The 14,815-nt window shown below is 62.6% G+C and carries 14 protein-coding genes; 3 read left to right on the forward strand and 11 right to left on the reverse strand.

What is annotated here, in order from left to right; genetic code table 11:
* Positions 1-18: 18 nt before the first annotated feature.
* The 7 genes from ACPPVP_RS12625 to ACPPVP_RS12655 all read right to left on the reverse strand — a co-directional run bounded on the left by ACPPVP_RS12625 (position 19) and on the right by ACPPVP_RS12655 (position 7,719).
* Complete coding sequence (locus ACPPVP_RS12625) at positions 19-1,203, reverse strand: cytochrome P450 (protein ID WP_426534603.1); 1,185 nt, start codon at positions 1,201-1,203, stop codon at positions 19-21.
* A gap of 5 nt (positions 1,204-1,208) precedes the next feature.
* Entirely contained in the window at positions 1,209-1,421 is a 213-nt protein-coding gene (locus ACPPVP_RS12630; RefSeq protein WP_426537816.1) for a ferredoxin, read from the reverse strand.
* 224 nt (positions 1,422-1,645) lie between these two features.
* Positions 1,646-4,756: an efflux RND transporter permease subunit gene (locus ACPPVP_RS12635; protein WP_426534605.1), complete on the reverse strand. Its 3,111-nt coding sequence runs from the start codon at positions 4,754-4,756 to the stop codon at positions 1,646-1,648.
* Positions 4,753-5,928, reverse strand: coding sequence for an efflux RND transporter periplasmic adaptor subunit (locus ACPPVP_RS12640; protein WP_426534607.1), 1,176 nt, complete (start codon positions 5,926-5,928; stop codon positions 4,753-4,755). Before ACPPVP_RS12640 ends, ACPPVP_RS12635 begins: the two co-directional genes overlap by 4 nt.
* Before the next feature lie 28 nt (positions 5,929-5,956).
* Positions 5,957-6,676 carry a hypothetical protein gene (locus ACPPVP_RS12645; protein WP_426534609.1) on the reverse strand — a complete coding sequence of 240 codons (720 nt, stop codon included), beginning with the start codon at positions 6,674-6,676 and terminating at the stop codon, positions 5,957-5,959.
* Between the two features lie 152 nt (positions 6,677-6,828).
* Positions 6,829-7,218, reverse strand: coding sequence for a hypothetical protein (locus ACPPVP_RS12650; protein ID WP_426534611.1), 390 nt, complete (start codon positions 7,216-7,218; stop codon positions 6,829-6,831).
* Between the two features lie 270 nt (positions 7,219-7,488).
* The gene (locus tag ACPPVP_RS12655) at positions 7,489-7,719 is read right to left on the reverse strand and encodes a hypothetical protein (RefSeq protein ID WP_426534613.1); all 231 of its coding nucleotides are present in this window, start codon (positions 7,717-7,719) and stop codon (positions 7,489-7,491) included.
* Between the two features lie 452 nt (positions 7,720-8,171).
* Between ACPPVP_RS12655 and ACPPVP_RS12660 the strand changes: the two genes are divergently transcribed.
* Positions 8,172-8,849, forward strand: a complete 678-nt coding sequence (locus ACPPVP_RS12660) for a response regulator transcription factor (protein WP_426534615.1) — start codon at positions 8,172-8,174, stop codon at positions 8,847-8,849.
* Between the two features lie 46 nt (positions 8,850-8,895).
* Here ACPPVP_RS12660 and ACPPVP_RS12665 read toward each other — a convergent pair whose 3' ends face one another.
* Complete coding sequence (locus ACPPVP_RS12665) at positions 8,896-9,252, reverse strand: hypothetical protein (RefSeq protein ID WP_426534617.1); 357 nt, start codon at positions 9,250-9,252, stop codon at positions 8,896-8,898.
* A gap of 69 nt (positions 9,253-9,321) precedes the next feature.
* Between ACPPVP_RS12665 and ACPPVP_RS12670 the strand changes: the two genes are divergently transcribed.
* Positions 9,322-10,356, forward strand: coding sequence for a sensor histidine kinase (locus ACPPVP_RS12670; protein WP_426534619.1), 1,035 nt, complete (start codon positions 9,322-9,324; stop codon positions 10,354-10,356).
* 23 nt (positions 10,357-10,379) lie between these two features.
* On the opposite strand, the gene ACPPVP_RS12675 is transcribed toward ACPPVP_RS12670, so the two are convergent.
* Positions 10,380-10,673, reverse strand: a complete 294-nt coding sequence (locus ACPPVP_RS12675; protein WP_426534621.1) for a hypothetical protein — start codon at positions 10,671-10,673, stop codon at positions 10,380-10,382.
* Positions 10,674-11,108: 435 nt separating this feature from the next.
* On the opposite strand from ACPPVP_RS12675, the gene ACPPVP_RS12680 reads away from it, so the two are divergent.
* Positions 11,109-12,029, forward strand: a complete 921-nt coding sequence (locus ACPPVP_RS12680) for an RNA polymerase factor sigma-32 (protein WP_426534623.1) — start codon at positions 11,109-11,111, stop codon at positions 12,027-12,029.
* A gap of 57 nt (positions 12,030-12,086) precedes the next feature.
* Here ACPPVP_RS12680 and ACPPVP_RS12685 read toward each other — a convergent pair whose 3' ends face one another.
* Both ACPPVP_RS12685 and ACPPVP_RS12690 read right to left on the reverse strand, forming a co-directional pair.
* On the reverse strand, positions 12,087-13,283 hold the full coding sequence (locus ACPPVP_RS12685) for an acetyl-CoA C-acyltransferase (protein WP_426534625.1): 1,197 nt from the start codon (positions 13,281-13,283) through the stop codon (positions 12,087-12,089).
* Positions 13,284-13,638: 355 nt separating this feature from the next.
* The gene (locus ACPPVP_RS12690; protein WP_426534627.1) at positions 13,639-14,517 is read right to left on the reverse strand and encodes a LuxR C-terminal-related transcriptional regulator; all 879 of its coding nucleotides are present in this window, start codon (positions 14,515-14,517) and stop codon (positions 13,639-13,641) included.
* Positions 14,518-14,815: the final 298 nt, after the last annotated feature.

Genomic DNA, 14,815 nt, shown 5'->3' on the forward strand with positions numbered 1-14,815 from the left:
CGCTCGCCATCCCGACAATCAATGCAGAATCGTGATGGGAATCCGTCGCGGCCCTCGCACGAGTCCCGAGGTCCACTCCACGACCGCTCCCTGCTTGAGCTCGAACTCGGGAAACTTGAGCAGCCATTCCTGGATGCCGACGCGAAGTTCCATGCGCGCAAGATGCGCGCCAATGCAGCGATGGATGCCGAGACCAAACGTCACGTGCGGGTTTTCGGTGCGATCGATGATGATCTCGTCCGGCTCCGAAAACAGCGCTGGATCACGATTGGCGGCGCCGTAGCTGAGCATGACCATCTCGCCGGTTTTGAGCGGACAGCCACCGAGCACGGTGTCCTTGATGATGACGCGGCCCAGCAGCGCCGGCGCGTAGGCCCGCAGGAACTCCTCTATCGCCGTCGGGATGAGATGAGGTTCGGTGACAAGACGCCGCCTATCATCTGCATGTGTCGCAAGGTGCCACAGGCAGGTGCCGACCATGCTCCAAGTCGTGTCGATTCCAGCAAGAAGCAAAAGCCGGACCGTTCCGACGATATACTCATCGCTCAGTGGCTGCCCATTCAGTTCTGCCTCGAACAAATATCCGATCAGGTCCTCGCCATGCGTTTTCCGGCACTCCGCCACATGGTCGGACATAAACGCGTTCATTTCAGCGTATGCCGCGCGGGCTATTGCGGGCTCACGAAAGCCTACGTAGAGCTTACGGAGCCACCCTCGAAACCTCTCACCTTCGTGCTCGGGCAGGCGAAGCATATGAGTTATCACGCGTGTCGGTATATTCTGCGCATAATCGACGGCCGCGTCGAATTCAGTCCTGCCGGAAAGGCCTTCAAGCGTCTCGCGGCAAATCGCACGTGCTCGCGGCTCGAGTTCCTGGATGGCAGCCGGCGTAAACAATGGCAACAATAGCTTTCGCTGATCCCGATGCGCGGGCGGATCGGACGAGAACGGCGGGTTCGGCGGAATCTCCGGATTGCCCTCGCGGATCGTGTTGCGACGCGATGAGAAGTGGTCGGTGTCGTAGGCGACGGCCCGGATGTCTTCGTAACGCAGTGGAAAGTAGACACCTGAAAAGCGATCGGTATGAGCGACCGGGCATGTTTGCCGAAGCTCTTTCCAGATCGGAAACGGATCTTCGGCCCAGGCAGGATCGAGATGGTCGAAGTCGCTTGCCCAGTCGGCTACAGGTGCGCGTTCGCCCATGGTGACTACCTTTGCTCTTCGAGATCGATTGCAAGTTCGGGACAATTGGCCCTCGCCAGGTGAGCCTTGTCGCGCAGGTTAGGTGGAAACACGCCGTCGCCGGCGGCATGGGACTCACCGAGTTCGGCGAGTTCGAACAGCTCGGGTGCGAGCGCAACGCAACGGGCGTGCCCTTGGCATCGCTGGCGATTCACCCGCGCTTTCAAGACAACAGAGATAGAAGCGTCCCGACGGATACTCAAAAGCCACCTCCTCAGGTGCCGATCGCCTCCAACATTCTGATGCGCTGCTGTTACGGGTAGATTTCAACAGATGAGATCAGGGTTACGGTTGCAATGGTGTCGACCGAAAGTGGACTGACGCCGCCCACACCTTCAAACATCCGGTCATCGTCCAGCAAAGCGGTAGGCGGGCGGCTGCATTGAGCCGCCCGGGATTGCCGTCATTCGGCCGGCGTCAGCTTGGCCTGACCTTCGGTCGCCGGCTTCTGCTTGCCGAACAGCCAGGTCTGCAGCCTGTCGAGGTAGATGTAGACCACCGGCGTCGTGTACAGCGTAAGAAGCTGCGACACGGCGAGACCTCCGACGATGGCGTAGCCGAGCGGCTGGCGTATCTCGGAGCCCGCGCCGGTGCCGAGCATCATCGGAACGCCGCCGAGCATGGCCGCCATTGTGGTCATGAGAATGGGGCGGAAACGCATGATGCAGGCGCGGTAGATCGCTTCTTCCGCCGTCAATCCCTCCGCCTGACCAACATGCAGGGCGAAATCGACCAGCATGATACCGTTCTTCTTGACGATGCCGATCAGGAGGATGATGCCGACGATCGCGATCACGCTGAGATCGAGATGCGCCGCCATCAGCAGCATCAATGCTCCCAGCCCCGCCGACGGCAGCGTCGAGATGATGGTGATCGGGTGGATCAGGCTCTCATACAATATGCCGAGGATGAGGTAGATCACGAACAGCGCAGCCGCGATCAGGATCGGCGTGCTCGACAGCGCATCCCCGAAGGCCTGCGCGTTGCCCTGGAAACTGGTCTGAAGCGACAACGGTTTGCCGAGTTGCTGTTCGATATGCTGGATGGCGCTGGTCGCTTCGCCGATTGCCGTGCCCGGCAGCAGGTTGAAGGAGATCGTCACCGAGGGAAACTGGCCCTGGTGGTTGACCACGAGCGGGGCGACCTTGACCACGCTGTCGACCAGCGTCGATAGCGGCACTTCCTGGCCGGCTGAGGATTTGACGTAGATTCCGGTCAACGCCTCCGGCGAGTACTGGAACTTCGGATTGACCTCCATGACGACATGGTACTGGTTCAAGGTCGTGTATATGGTCGAGACGATGCGCTGGCCAAAGGCGTCGTCGAGCGTGTTGTCGATGGTGAAGGGCAGGATGCCGTAGCTCGCCGCCACCTCGCGCTTGATGGTGATGTCGAGCAGGGGACCCGAATTCTGCTGGTCGGTTGCGACATCGGTGATGCCGGGGACTTTCTTGATCCGGTCGAGGAACAGTGCGGCCCAGTGATTCAGCTCGCCCTGATCGGCGTCATCAAGCGTGTACTGATATTGGGTTTTCGAGACGCGGCCGCCGATGGTGATGTCCTGCGCGGCCTGCATATAGAGCGTGATGCCCTGGATCTTGGCCAGGTTGGTCCGCAGGCGCGCGAGTATCGTTTCCATGCTGTCGCGCTGCTTGTAGGGCTTGAGCGCAATGTAGATGCGGCCATTGTTGACCGTGGTGTTGCCGCCGCCGGCGCCGATCGCGGAGCCGATGGATGCGACGGCCGGGTCCTTCATGATCGCATTGAGCAGTGCCTGCTGACGCTCGGCCATCGCAGAATAGGAAATATCCTGTGCGGCTTCGGACAGACCGATGATGAGCCCGGTATCTTGCTGCGGAAAAAAGCCCTTGGGAATGACCACGTAAAGATAGCCGGTCAGTGCGATGGTCGCAAACATCGTCAACAGCGTGATGAAGCGGTGACGCAGCACGATTTTCAAGCCTGCTTCGTAGGCTCCGAGCAAGGCATTGAAGCCGCCTTCGGAGAGACGGAACAACCGCCCATGCGTCTGGCTTTCCGGCTTGAGCAGCCGGGCGCACATCATCGGCGTCAGGGTCAGCGAGATCACGAGCGACAGCAGCAGCGCCACGCTGACGGTGACGGCGAATTCGCGGAACAGCAGCCCGACATATCCGCCCATCAGGAACAGCGGAATGAACACGGCGATCAGCGATAGCGTGATCGACATGATGGTGAAGCCGATTTCGCCGGCGCCCTTCAGCGCCGCCTCGTACGGCGTGGCGCCGCCCTCCATGTGCCGCACGATGTTCTCGATCACGACGACGGCATCGTCGACCACGAAGCCGACGGCGATCGACAGCGCCATCAGCGACAAATTGTCGAGACTGTAGCCGAGCTCGTAGAGGACACCGAAGGTGCCGACCAGCGACAACGGAACGGTGACCGCCGGGATGACCGTCGCCCAGAAATTTCTCAGGAAGACGAAGATCACCATCACCACCAGCGCAACCGTCAGTATCAACGTGAACTGAACGTCGTGGATGGATGCGCGGACCGTGTCGGTGCGGTCGGAGATGACATGGATCTTGACGGCAGGCGGGATCGAGGCCTGCAGCACCGGCATTGTCGCATTGATCCGCTGGACGGTGTCGATCACGTTGGCGCCGGGCTGGCGCTGGATCGCCAGGATGACCGCGCGCTGGTTATTGTACCAGCCGGCGATCAGGTCGTTTTCCGGCGCGCTGACGGCGCGGCCGACGTCACGGATGCGGACCGGCGACCCGTTTCGGTAGGCGATCACGAGATTGGCGTAATCGTCCGCGCTCAGCAATTGGTCGTTGGTGTTCAGCGTAAAGGTCTGGCGCGGGCTGTTGAGCGTGCCTTTCGGCAGGTCGACGTTGGCCTGGCCGAGCGCCGTGCGGACGTCCTCGAGATTGATGCCGCGCGCGGCAAGCGCCTGCGGATCGAGCTGCACCCGCACGGCGGGCTTTTGCTGGCCTCCAATGCCGACGAGGCCGACGCCCGGTATCTGCGAAATCTTCTGCAGCAGGATGTTTTCCGCATAGGCGTCCACCGTGGTCAGCGGCAAGCTGTCCGAGGTCAGACCGAGCACCAGGATCGGCGTATCGGCCGGATTGACCTTGCGGATCGTCGGCGGGTAGGGAATGCCCGCCGGCAGGAAGGGGCTCGCGGCGTTGATCGCCGACAGCGTATCGCTGACCGTTCCATCGATCTGGCGGTTCAGGTCGAACTGCAGCGTGATCTGGGTGAAGCCGAGCGCGCTCGCCGATGTCATCTGGGCGAGACCCGGGATCTGGCCGAACTGGAGTTCGAGCGGCGTCGCGACCGATGCCGCCATGGTCTGCGGGTCGGCGCCCGGCAACTGCGCCGTGACCTGAAGCGTCGGATAGTTGACGTTCGGCAGCGCTGCGATCGGCAGCAGCGGGTAGGCGACCAGGCCGCCGACCAGAAGGCCGACCATCAGCAGCGCGGTCGCGATCGGCCGATGTATGAAGGGCGCGGATATGTTCATGGGATTATCGCCTGTTGTGCCTGTTGTGCCGCTGCTTCGTCGGCCGCTTCGCCGTGCAGGACCGTGACAGGCGTGCCAAGCTGCAGCCGGTATTGTCCGTCGACCACGACCTGCTCGCCGACTTTCAGCCCCGAGTCGATCAGCGCCTCACCGTCGGTGATTTGAGCGACCTTGAGCGGCCGGATCGCGACCGTGCTGTCGGATTTGATAACATAGGCATAGGCGCCGTTCGGACCTTGCTGCACGACGGAGGCAGGGACGGTCAGGCCGTTGTGCCGGGTCGTGATAAGCAGCCGCGCATTGACCAGTTCGCCCGGCCACAACGTGCGGGATTTGTTGGGAAAGGTTGCCTTGAGCTGGATCGATCCGGTGGTCTGCAGAATCTCGTTGTTGACCAGCGCGAGTACGCCCTTTCCGAGCTCCAGCGTATCGTCCTGGTTATAGGCGAGGACGGAAAGCGGCGTCTTGGTCACCTGCTGCTGTCCGAGGATCTGCGGCAGCACCCCTTCCGGCAGGGTGAAGATCAGCGAGATGGGATCGAGCTGTGTCACGACGACAAGGCCGTTGGTCGTCGTCGGGCTGATGATATTGCCGACGTCGATCTGGCGTATCCCGACCACGCCGTCGATCGGCGAGGTCAGCCGGGTGTAGCTGAGCTGCACCTTCGCCGCTTCGATCAGCGCCTGGTCGGTCTTGATCGCGGCTTCCAGCTGGCCGACCTGCGCTTTCTGCGTCTCGATCAGCTGCGGCGTGGCCCAGCCCTTGTCGCCGAGCTGGCTGTAGCGCGTGAGATTGGCGCGGGCATTGGTGAGCTGGGCCTGGTCGCGCTCCAGATTTCCCTCGAACTGGTCGATCTGGGCCTGGTAGGGACGCGGATCGATTTGCGCGAGCAGGTCGCCGGCATGGACGGTCTGCCCTTCGGTGAAGTTGATGCTGATGAGCTGGCCCTGGATCTGCGCCCGCACGACGTCGGTATTGTAGGCAATCACGGTGCCGACGCCGTTCTGGTAGATCGGCACGTCATGCTGCGCGACCACGCCGGCCACGACCGGCACCGGAGCTGGCGGCACGGCGGCGGCGACTTTGAACGTCATGGCATGCGTCAGGTAGAAAAGACCGCCGGCGGCGACAGCGCCAAACAAGAGGGCGGGTATTACGACGTTCTTTTTCATGACTGTGTCTCTCGCGTGGGTTTTCCGGTCAGGGCTGCATCGTGGCGCCGGGTGACAGGGCCGGTACCGTGCTCTGTATCCCTGAAACGTTCGGTATCCCCGTGATGGGATTGGTGGCCGCGGGGACGGTCGTTGTGTTCGGGGCTGCAAGCGTGACGGCCGACACCGTCGGGAACGTTGAAGCGATGGTGGGCGTGACGGTGATGGTCGGCACCGCCGCGGCGGAGCTGACCCCGAGATTGCCGATCTCGGTCGAGCCCATCGGGATGCCGGTGCGCGGCACGCCGCCCGGCGTCGTCGGAGACGTCGGCGTCGATGAAGCGGCAAGACTTCCGGATCCGGCGCCGCACATGCTTTGGGTACCCGACGTGTCGATCAGGGCCGATGTCGGCGGGATACCCGACGACGGCATCGCCATCGTGCTTTGCGGCGTGACGGAGCCGACCGGCATGCCGCCGCCGTCAAAGCTGGATGCAGATCCGAACATTGTTGACGGTGCCGTACCGATGGTCGAGCACACGGTGCTGCCGACGATGCCGGTCGAGGGCAGTGGCGCCGGACTTACGCCGGGGGAAGTGATTTCCGTTGCGCCGAACGGGATGCCGGTGCCGCCGACCGGCGCGCCTGGCACCATGCCGAGCGGCGAAGTGGCCGAGAGCGAAGGTGTCGGCATCACCCCAGCCTGCTGCGCAATGGCCTGGCTGCAGAGCAGCACCGAGGCTGTCGTGATCATCAGGAAGCGTTTCATGGTGGTTCTCCGGTGCCGGTCGAGCAGTGTGATGAACGGGAAGGTGGCGCGGCGCCGACGCGATATCGGCCCGCTATTCAGGCGATCGGTCCGGAGGGCATTGGAAGTGCCCTCCGATCCGTCAACCCGCGTGCAGGATTTGCGCGAGGGTCTTAGCCGCAGCTCAGCGGTAAGGGCTGGTCGGGATGCAGGGAGTACCAGTCGTAGCAATCGGGATAGTAGTAGCCGTATCCTGACCCGTATCCGCCGAAGCGATGCAGGGCGTGCTGGTGCAGTCCGAAACCATGCGCGCCAACGTGGCCGCCGCCGAGGCCTCCCATGTGTTCGCCGCCAAGGCCGCCACCGAAATGACCTCCGCCGCCAAAGCCTCCGATGTGACCTCCACCGCCAAAACCGCCGCCCATATGGCCGCCGCCACCGAAGCCTCCGCCACCTCCGCCGTGACCGCCACCACCGCCGCCGCCACCGCGGGCGTCGGCCGCGCCCGCCAGCAGGCTTGAAGCGAGAAGAGCTGTTGCCAATATCGTGATTATCCGTTTCATCGTGACACTCCTTTTCAGTCAGATTGCTCGGCGCCGTGATGCGCGTTCAACGAGCCACGCGAACGAAACGTCGGATGACTGACAGGTAGGTGCGATGCACAAGGCATCCATTAAATTCGGCGTTAGTCTTTCGCCGCCTTTGCGTTCACGAACTGGCGCAGCGACATATCTGCGTCAAAGGCGCGCTGCTTGACGCAGCAAAAGAAGCCGGGCTGGCAGGAGATCCCGCCAGCCCGGCTTGTTTCGTTGTCCCGTCGTAACGCGGGCGGATCAGTAACCCGTGTTGGGCTCGCAAGGCGGCACGGTCCACGGTTCGCTGGCGAAGGCGCCGACGCGCGGAGCACGGATGCAGCTACCGCCTTCGTCGCGCTGCGTCGTCGACATCACGCGGCCCTGGGCGTCGGTGACGAGATGCCGCGAGGTGTGTCCGGCGGCCAGCACCGGTGTGGCGAAGGTGGCAGCGGTGAGTAACACGGCCGACAGAAGTTTCACTTTGCGCATGGGTATTCTCCAATGGTCAGGGGAAGCCAGGCTGGCTTCTTCCGGTGACGTGCGGCTGCTTCGCCATCGTCCAAAGGAAACATCGCTTCACGCCCTTTCAACTCGGCGTGAAGCCGACGAACACCGATCGGTCGCCTGGCCTGGCCCGGAATCGCTCCGGCTGGTCGAACGATGCAGGCCAGCCGATTCATTAAATTGCTATTTATTGGCGCCGCCCGCCGACGAGGGCTAGTTGTTTGGGGTGGACGGGTTCGCTGTGCTCGTATCGAGGCAGCGGAAATGGCCACCGGGCGGATGGCGCATGTCGGGCCCCGAAGGGATCGCCGCGCTATCCGGCTCTCCTGAACCTTGAGACTTGAGTTGTCACCATGGCATTATCGGCTGGCCCGCGTATCATTGCGACCGAGCCTGGCCGTGCGGGCAGAGGGCATCTTGGCAGTCGGAATGATCGCATGACGAAGGTTCTTCTCATAGAGGATGACGACGAGACGGCCGGAGAAATCGCCGCCGAGCTCGCCGATCGCGGCTTCGATGTGGAATGGTCGTCCAACGGGCTGGATGGTCTCGCCAAGGCGCGCGACTTGCGGCCGGATGCCATGATCGTCGACCGCCTGCTGCCGGGAATGGACGGGCTTACTGTCATCGAATCCCTGCGGAAGGATCAGGTGCGCACGCCGGTGCTGGTGTTGAGCGCGCTTGGCGCGGTCGATGACCGCGTGCGTGGACTGAGGATGGGTGGCGACGATTATCTCACCAAGCCGTTCGCGGTTGTCGAACTCATCGCGCGAATAGAGGCGTTGCTGCGCCGTCCGCCGGAAACGCGGGAAACCACCCTCCAGGTAGGACCGCTCGAGCTCGATCTGATCGAGCGCACGGCGAAACGCGGCGAACGTACGATCGATCTCCTGCCGCGCGAGTTTCGCCTGCTCGAATACATGATGCGGCGGAGCGACCAGCTGCTCACGCGCGCCATGCTGCTCGAGGAGGTCTGGAACTACAAGTTTGTTCCGGCAACCAACCTGGTCGACGTGCATATGGGCCGTGTGCGGCACAAGGTCGACGGTCCGGGCGAGGTCCCGATGATTCACAATGTCCGCGGCGCAGGGTTCATTCTTCGCGCCATGTCCTAGAGCACGATCCGAAGACGTGGATACCGGTTTTCCGAAAAGATCATGCTCAAACGGAGAGATCTAGTTTTTTGGAGCTCGTACCGCGCGCCCGCGTCGTGGTGGCCAGCGAGGTAACCGGGTGGCGCAGGGTTCGAAGCATCAGATGCAGTTCATACGTTCGAGCACGTTTCACTGGGCTGCCGCACTGGCGGCCCTGTTCGCTGCGTTTGTCACGATCCTGTTCGGCTTCATCTACTTCAAGATCGATGATTACCTGATCGCGCGTTCCGACAGCATGATTATGACGCAGGTCAATTTCTTTGCCGCGCTGCCGCCCGATCGCCGGCTCAGCGCGCTCGACGATCATCTCGAGCAGGACTCCCGCGGCGTCCGTTTCGCCGGCATTTTCGATACGAAGGGACATCGGCTTGCCGGCAATGTCGCGCGCCTGCCGGACGACCTCGGAGTCGGTGCGGGGGTGAAGAGCGTGCGGATGGTGCGGACCGACGACAAAGAGAGCGAAGATCCAATGGTGAGAGCCGTCGCGCGGAGGCTTGATCAAGGCCATGTAATTGTGATTGGACGCAACGTCGACGAGACCCGGGAAATCTCCAGGGTGGTCGGCGGCGCGCTCGGGCTCGGCCTGCTGCCCGCGTTCTGCTTCTGGCTGCTGGCCGGCGCGTGGCTGAGTGTTCGTGCGCAAAGACGCGTCGAGGAGGTCAACCTGCGGGTCCAGCGTATCATCGCCGGAGATCTGCGCGAGCGGCTGCCGCACCGGAATATCGATGAACCGTTCTCGCGGCTCGCCGCCATCGTCAACGGCATGCTCGATGAACTGGAAACCACCATCCATGCGCTGGCTGGCGTCGGCAACGACATCGCCCACGACCTGCGAACGCCGCTGACGCGCGCGCGCCTGGCGCTCGAGCGCGGCCGTACCAACGCAACCAGTCTTGAACAGCTCCAGCAGGCCGCCGACAAGGCGATCGCCGGCATCGACCAGTCGCTGTCGATCGTCACGGCGCTGTTGCGCCTGGCCGAGATCGAGAACAGCCGTCGGTCGTCCGCATTCGGCAATGTCGAGCTCGGCGAAATTCTGCGCGAGGTCTGCGACATGTACGAGCCGATCGCCGAAGACAAGCAGGTCGAGCTGAGCGTGGGCACGTCAGCCACGCTTGACGTGCGCGGCGATCGGGACCTGCTGCTGGAGGCGGTCGCCAACCTTGTCGACAACGCCATCAAGTTCACGCCCCGGAGCGGTAGCGTCAAGCTCGAGCTGCTGCGCGGCGAGGGAGAAACCATCCTGCGGGTGTCGGATACAGGGCCGGGTATCAGTGATCAGGAGCAGGAGGCCGTGCTGCGCCGGTTCTATCGCTCGGACAAGATTCGCAACACGCCGGGCGTTGGCCTCGGACTGAACCTGGTTTCGGCCATCGTGAAGCTGCATGGATTTCGCTTGATCATCCACTCCGGTCCAGGAGGCCGGGTCGAGATCGTTTGCCCCGATGAGCACGTCAACCCGACCTAGGGTCGGCGTGCTATCCGGGCAGGTCATCCATGCCGGCGGCCTTCGTGCGTGGCGTCGGACGCGTGGTGAATCCAGCCATGGTGCCAGACATTGGCGCCGCCGAACCCGCTTTCCCTTTCATTGTAGTTTTGCATCACTGAAGGCGGCATCCCTTCCATCCTGTAGGCTGGCGTCGGCGCGCCACCATTCAGCACGTCCAGATTCGGATAGTAGAATGCAAAGGCTCCGGGCTCCTGAATGGCTTCCTGAGCGAGGGCGGGCGCTGCTGCCATCATCGACAGCAGTGCTGCGACTGCGATTGTCTTGATCGAGGTCATTTGTGTTTCTCCATACCGTTGATGCGAGAAATTCACCGGGCGCGGAGGTGCGGTCGCGCACCGCAAGGTGCGCGTGTTGTTCCGAACGGGAATAGCTTGCCTGAAGTTGCACCGGTGCATCGGATGCGTGATGGAGATGTAAGTTAGAAAGGGGCTTGGCCTACTAAATTGACTTTTACAAAGCTCAACTAAACTTGAGCCATCTTGCAGGACGCTTGCACGGCAAGCCGAGGTTCGAGATCACGCCAGCGTGCATGGCAGTCGCTCGATGTTCACAAGCTCGTTCGCAATTCCAATCGTGCGATTTCGAAATCGAGATGACAGCAGCGCAAAGCGCTAACAGCGAATTTAGATTCCTCAATTCCTATTTAATGGCTGCACTGCGGTCTGTTCTTCTAGTCTGGACGTGCCGGATTTGATGGATTGGAGCGACCCATGAATGCCCATAGCACAACATTGATAGCAGACAGCCGGGCGACGTTGACCAAAGGCAGACCGCGGGAGCTCGTCGATGAATACGCCGCGCTCATCAAGCGATACGTCCTGCTCGAACAGCCGCGGGAGCAGCAGCTTGCACGACGCTGGCAGGAGCATCGCGACCGCAGCGCGACCGACGCGCTCGTCACCAGCCATCTCCGCCTGGCGGCAAAGGTCGCGCGCCGCTACCAGAGATACGATCTTCCGCTGGCCGATCTGATCGGCGAGGCCAATCTCGGCCTCGTCATCGCGGCCTCGCATTTTGAGCCCGGCCACGGCGCCCGGTTTTCCACCTATGCCCTGTGGTGGATCAAGGCAGCGATCCACGAATACATCCTGCGCTCCCGATCGCTGGTCAAGATCGGGACGACGGCCGCGCAGCGGAAGCTGTTCTTTGGCTTGCGGCGCGCCATGACCAAGTTCGGCGGCGACAGGGTGGGGCTCACGCCGGAGGTGGCCGAGGCCGTCGCGCATGAGCTCGTGGTTCCCGTTCGCGAAGTGATCGAGATGAGCAGCCGTCTGACGGGCGACCTTTCCCTGAATGCGCCCGTCGGCGATGACGGGCCGACAGAGTGGGAGGCGATGCTGGTCGATCATTCGCCGAACGCCGAGGCGATCGTCGCCGAACAGGATGAAATCGCGCAAAAGGCCAAAGCGCTTCGTTCGGCCCTTGATGTGCTGACCGCGCGGGAGCGGCGTGTGTTCGTGGCACGGCGGCTCCGCGAGGATCCGCCGAGCCTGGAGGATCTCGGACGTCAGCTGTCCATTTCCGGCGAGCGCGTGCGGCAGATCGAGGCGTCGGCCTTTGAGAAGGTCAAGCGTGCAGCGACAAGGCGTTTGCGGCCTGACGTCCTCCCGGCGCGAGAGGTGGTCGGATGAAAAGACAGCAGCGAGCGACGCGCGCCGCGCCGCTCGCATGTCTTTCCAATCGTCCGGTCAGCGAACGGCGCGCTCGACGGCGATGGCGGTGGCTTCACCGCCGCCGATGCACAAGGCGGCGACGCCGCGTTTCAAATTCCGCGCTTCCAGCGCATGCAGCAGCGTCACGATCAATCGCGCGCCGGTGGCGCCGATCGGGTGGCCGAGCGCGCAGGCGCCGCCATTGACGTTGAGTTTTTCCCTGGGGATGCCGAGATCCTTCTGCGCCGCCATCGCCACTACCGCGAACGCTTCGTTGATCTCGAACAGGTCAACATCGCTGACGTTCCAGCCCACCTTGTCGAGCAGCTTGCGGATGGCCGGGATCGGCGCGGTGGTGAACCATTGCGGCTCCTGGCTGTGGGTGGCGTGGCCCTTGATCTCGGCGAGCACCGGCAGGCCGTCACGCTCGGCGAGCGAGCGCTTTGCCAGAATGAGCGCCGCGGCGCCGTCGGCATTGGCGGAGGAGGCGGCCGGCGTGATGGTGCCGTTGGCGCGGAACGCGGGCTTCAACCCGGGAATCTTGCCAGGGTCCACCTTGAGCGGATGTTCGTCATTGGCGATGACGCGCGGGCCGGCCTTTTCGGTGAGCGTGACCGGCGCGATCTCGGCCCTGAACGCGCCACCCTCGACCGCCTTGCGGGCGCGGGTCAGCGTTTCCATGGCGTAGGCGTCCTGGTCCTTGCGGGTGAACTGATAGGCCTCCGCGGTGGCTTCGCCGAAATCGCCCATCGAGCGGCCGGTCTCGTAGGCGTCTTCCAGCCCGTCCATCATCATGTGATCGATGATCCGGTCATGGCCGGCGCGATAGCCGCCCCGCGCCTTGGCCAGCAAATAGGGCGCATTGCTCATGCTCTCCATGCCGCCGGACAGCACGATTCCGGCTGAGCCGGCGTTGATGATGTCGTGGGCCAGCATGGTCGCTTTCATGCCGGAACCGCAGACCTTGTTGACCGTGGTGGCGCCGGTGGCGTCGGGCAGTCCGGCGCCGCGCGCGGCCTGTCGCGCCGGCGCCTGACCCTGTCCGGCCGGCAGCACGTTGCCCATGAAGACCTCGTCAACGCGCTCCGGCGCCAGTTTCGCCCGCTCCAGCGCGGCTCCGATCACGTGCGCGCCGAGCTTGTGCGCGCTGAAGGGGGACAACTCGCCCATGAACCGGCCAAGCGGCGTGCGGGCGGCGGAAAGGATGACGACGGGATCGGGGCTTGCGGGCATCGCGGCTTCTCCTGCTCGATTGTTATTGGATGACGATAATCATATATAGCGGGATTGCAATGGGATGCTGCCGGCATTCCGCAGCGAGCTGCAGCCTGACAGGCCGCCGGAAAGTTGGAGAAAATTGAAGCCGGCCCGGCTTTTCCTTCGAAACCGCGTCGCTACCGCGAATCCCGCCAGGAGCGATCACAAGGGAACGAGGGGAGGTGCGAGAGCCTCTGCGGTGCCCGCTCTTCCGTGGCGCGCCGAGTCGGAAGGATTAGCACCGATGATCCCGGGTCTGTCCAAACGCGCGGATTGTGGAACCGATCCAAACCAGGGTGGCGCCATGGCGCTCGGCGCCGAAAATTCACCGCTAGTGAGGTATGGGCGACCTGACCGCTATGATGGAATCCGCAGGCGCCAGTTCGACCGCGCCGTCCGAGCAGACATGTGCGGCGGCGATCGCGACCTGGGTCCGGTTGCTCACGCCCAGCTTGCGCATGATTTCGCGGACATGGACCTTCACGGTCGTCTCGGTCATGCCGAGCTTGCGACCGATGACCTTGTTGGGGTCGCCCTGGCAGAGACAGACGAGAACGGCGTATTGCCGTTCGGTAAACTCGGCCGCGTGCCGCGTGGTGCCGTTGAAGCTGTGGTCGCGCGATACGCTCGCCGCCTTGTCGTCGAAAAGGGAGCCTTGCGGCTCGTAAAGGCCGTCCTCCGGCCCGAGAGGCGGTGCTTGCGTCTGTTGTTCCGGCCCCGGAAGCGGTTGCTCCTGGGAAAGGTCGGGCTGTCTGTATTCGATGGACACGGGTGTGTTGAGGGGCTGGCTGGCCAGGATGGCGGTTGGCGGAAAATAAGTGCCGCCGTGAAGCACGAACGAGAGGGCCTGCAACGCAAGATCGGGCGGCATGGAATTGCTGAAATAGCCCTGGGCCCCGCAACGAATTGCAGCGAGAACGGTGGCGGGATTGTCATCGTCGGAGACGATGGCGAGCGCCGCCTCACGGCGAAGGGTATGCAACACCTGTATCTCGGTGAAGACCTCCTGGGGAGAAGGAGCGCCGACGCTGTAAATCAGCATGTCGCATACGGCGCGCTCGACAAGTCTTGTATGGGCTTCGTCGGAATCGAGCGAAATCAGTTTGACGCTTTCGTTCCGGGCCCACGGATTTAAGAAGCTCTCTGTGCGAGCTCGTCGGAAGGCCATTTCGTCTACAAGGAAAACCGTTTTCGTGAATGGGACCGACATAACGCGCCCCTTCTTACGTCTAATGACTATCGATCATTACATCCTATGAATATCGATAGATTGCTTGCAGCCCTTCTGGTCCGCTGTGAAGGAGATCACTTAGCCTCTAAATTGTGCATAAATCTTTACTCTTGTTCTAAGCGAATGCCAAGAAGCGCGACTGTGACAAGAAGGCGCCGGAAGCAAGGGAACTGCAGCAAGAAAGCAGCAAGAACGTGACATTTTTCTTGTAGTGATTGCAGAAGAGAGACCGCCCAACCTTCGCGGCTATATCTTTCGATATATACTTCCCCGGCGA

It is taken from the genome of Bradyrhizobium sp. McL0615 (assembly GCF_049993905.1).
Classification (GTDB): Bacteria; Pseudomonadota; Alphaproteobacteria; order Rhizobiales; family Xanthobacteraceae; genus Bradyrhizobium.

Bases quoted from the DNA above. Each gene is read 5' to 3' on its own strand.
- ACPPVP_RS12625 (WP_426534603.1), bottom strand. From the start codon at position 1,203: ATGGGCGAACGCGCACCTGTAGCCGACTGGGCAAGCGACTTCGACCAT.
- ACPPVP_RS12635 (WP_426534605.1), bottom strand. From the start codon at position 4,756: ATGAACATATCCGCGCCCTTCATACATCGGCCGATCGCGACCGCGCTG.
- ACPPVP_RS12640 (WP_426534607.1), bottom strand. From the start codon at position 5,928: ATGAAAAAGAACGTCGTAATACCCGCCCTCTTGTTTGGCGCTGTCGCC.
- ACPPVP_RS12645 (WP_426534609.1), bottom strand. From the start codon at position 6,676: ATGAAACGCTTCCTGATGATCACGACAGCCTCGGTGCTGCTCTGCAGC.
- ACPPVP_RS12650 (WP_426534611.1), bottom strand. From the start codon at position 7,218: ATGAAACGGATAATCACGATATTGGCAACAGCTCTTCTCGCTTCAAGC.
- ACPPVP_RS12655 (WP_426534613.1), bottom strand. From the start codon at position 7,719: ATGCGCAAAGTGAAACTTCTGTCGGCCGTGTTACTCACCGCTGCCACC.
- ACPPVP_RS12660 (WP_426534615.1), top strand. From the start codon at position 8,172: ATGACGAAGGTTCTTCTCATAGAGGATGACGACGAGACGGCCGGAGAA.
- ACPPVP_RS12665 (WP_426534617.1), bottom strand. From the start codon at position 9,252: ATGTCCCTTCGTATCGAAAATGCCGGCGAAACGGACGCCGCGGGAGTC.
- ACPPVP_RS12670 (WP_426534619.1), top strand. From the start codon at position 9,322: ATGGTGCGGACCGACGACAAAGAGAGCGAAGATCCAATGGTGAGAGCC.
- ACPPVP_RS12675 (WP_426534621.1), bottom strand. From the start codon at position 10,673: ATGACCTCGATCAAGACAATCGCAGTCGCAGCACTGCTGTCGATGATG.
- ACPPVP_RS12680 (WP_426534623.1), top strand. From the start codon at position 11,109: ATGAATGCCCATAGCACAACATTGATAGCAGACAGCCGGGCGACGTTG.
- ACPPVP_RS12685 (WP_426534625.1), bottom strand. From the start codon at position 13,283: ATGCCCGCAAGCCCCGATCCCGTCGTCATCCTTTCCGCCGCCCGCACG.
- ACPPVP_RS12690 (WP_426534627.1), bottom strand. From the start codon at position 14,517: ATGTCGGTCCCATTCACGAAAACGGTTTTCCTTGTAGACGAAATGGCC.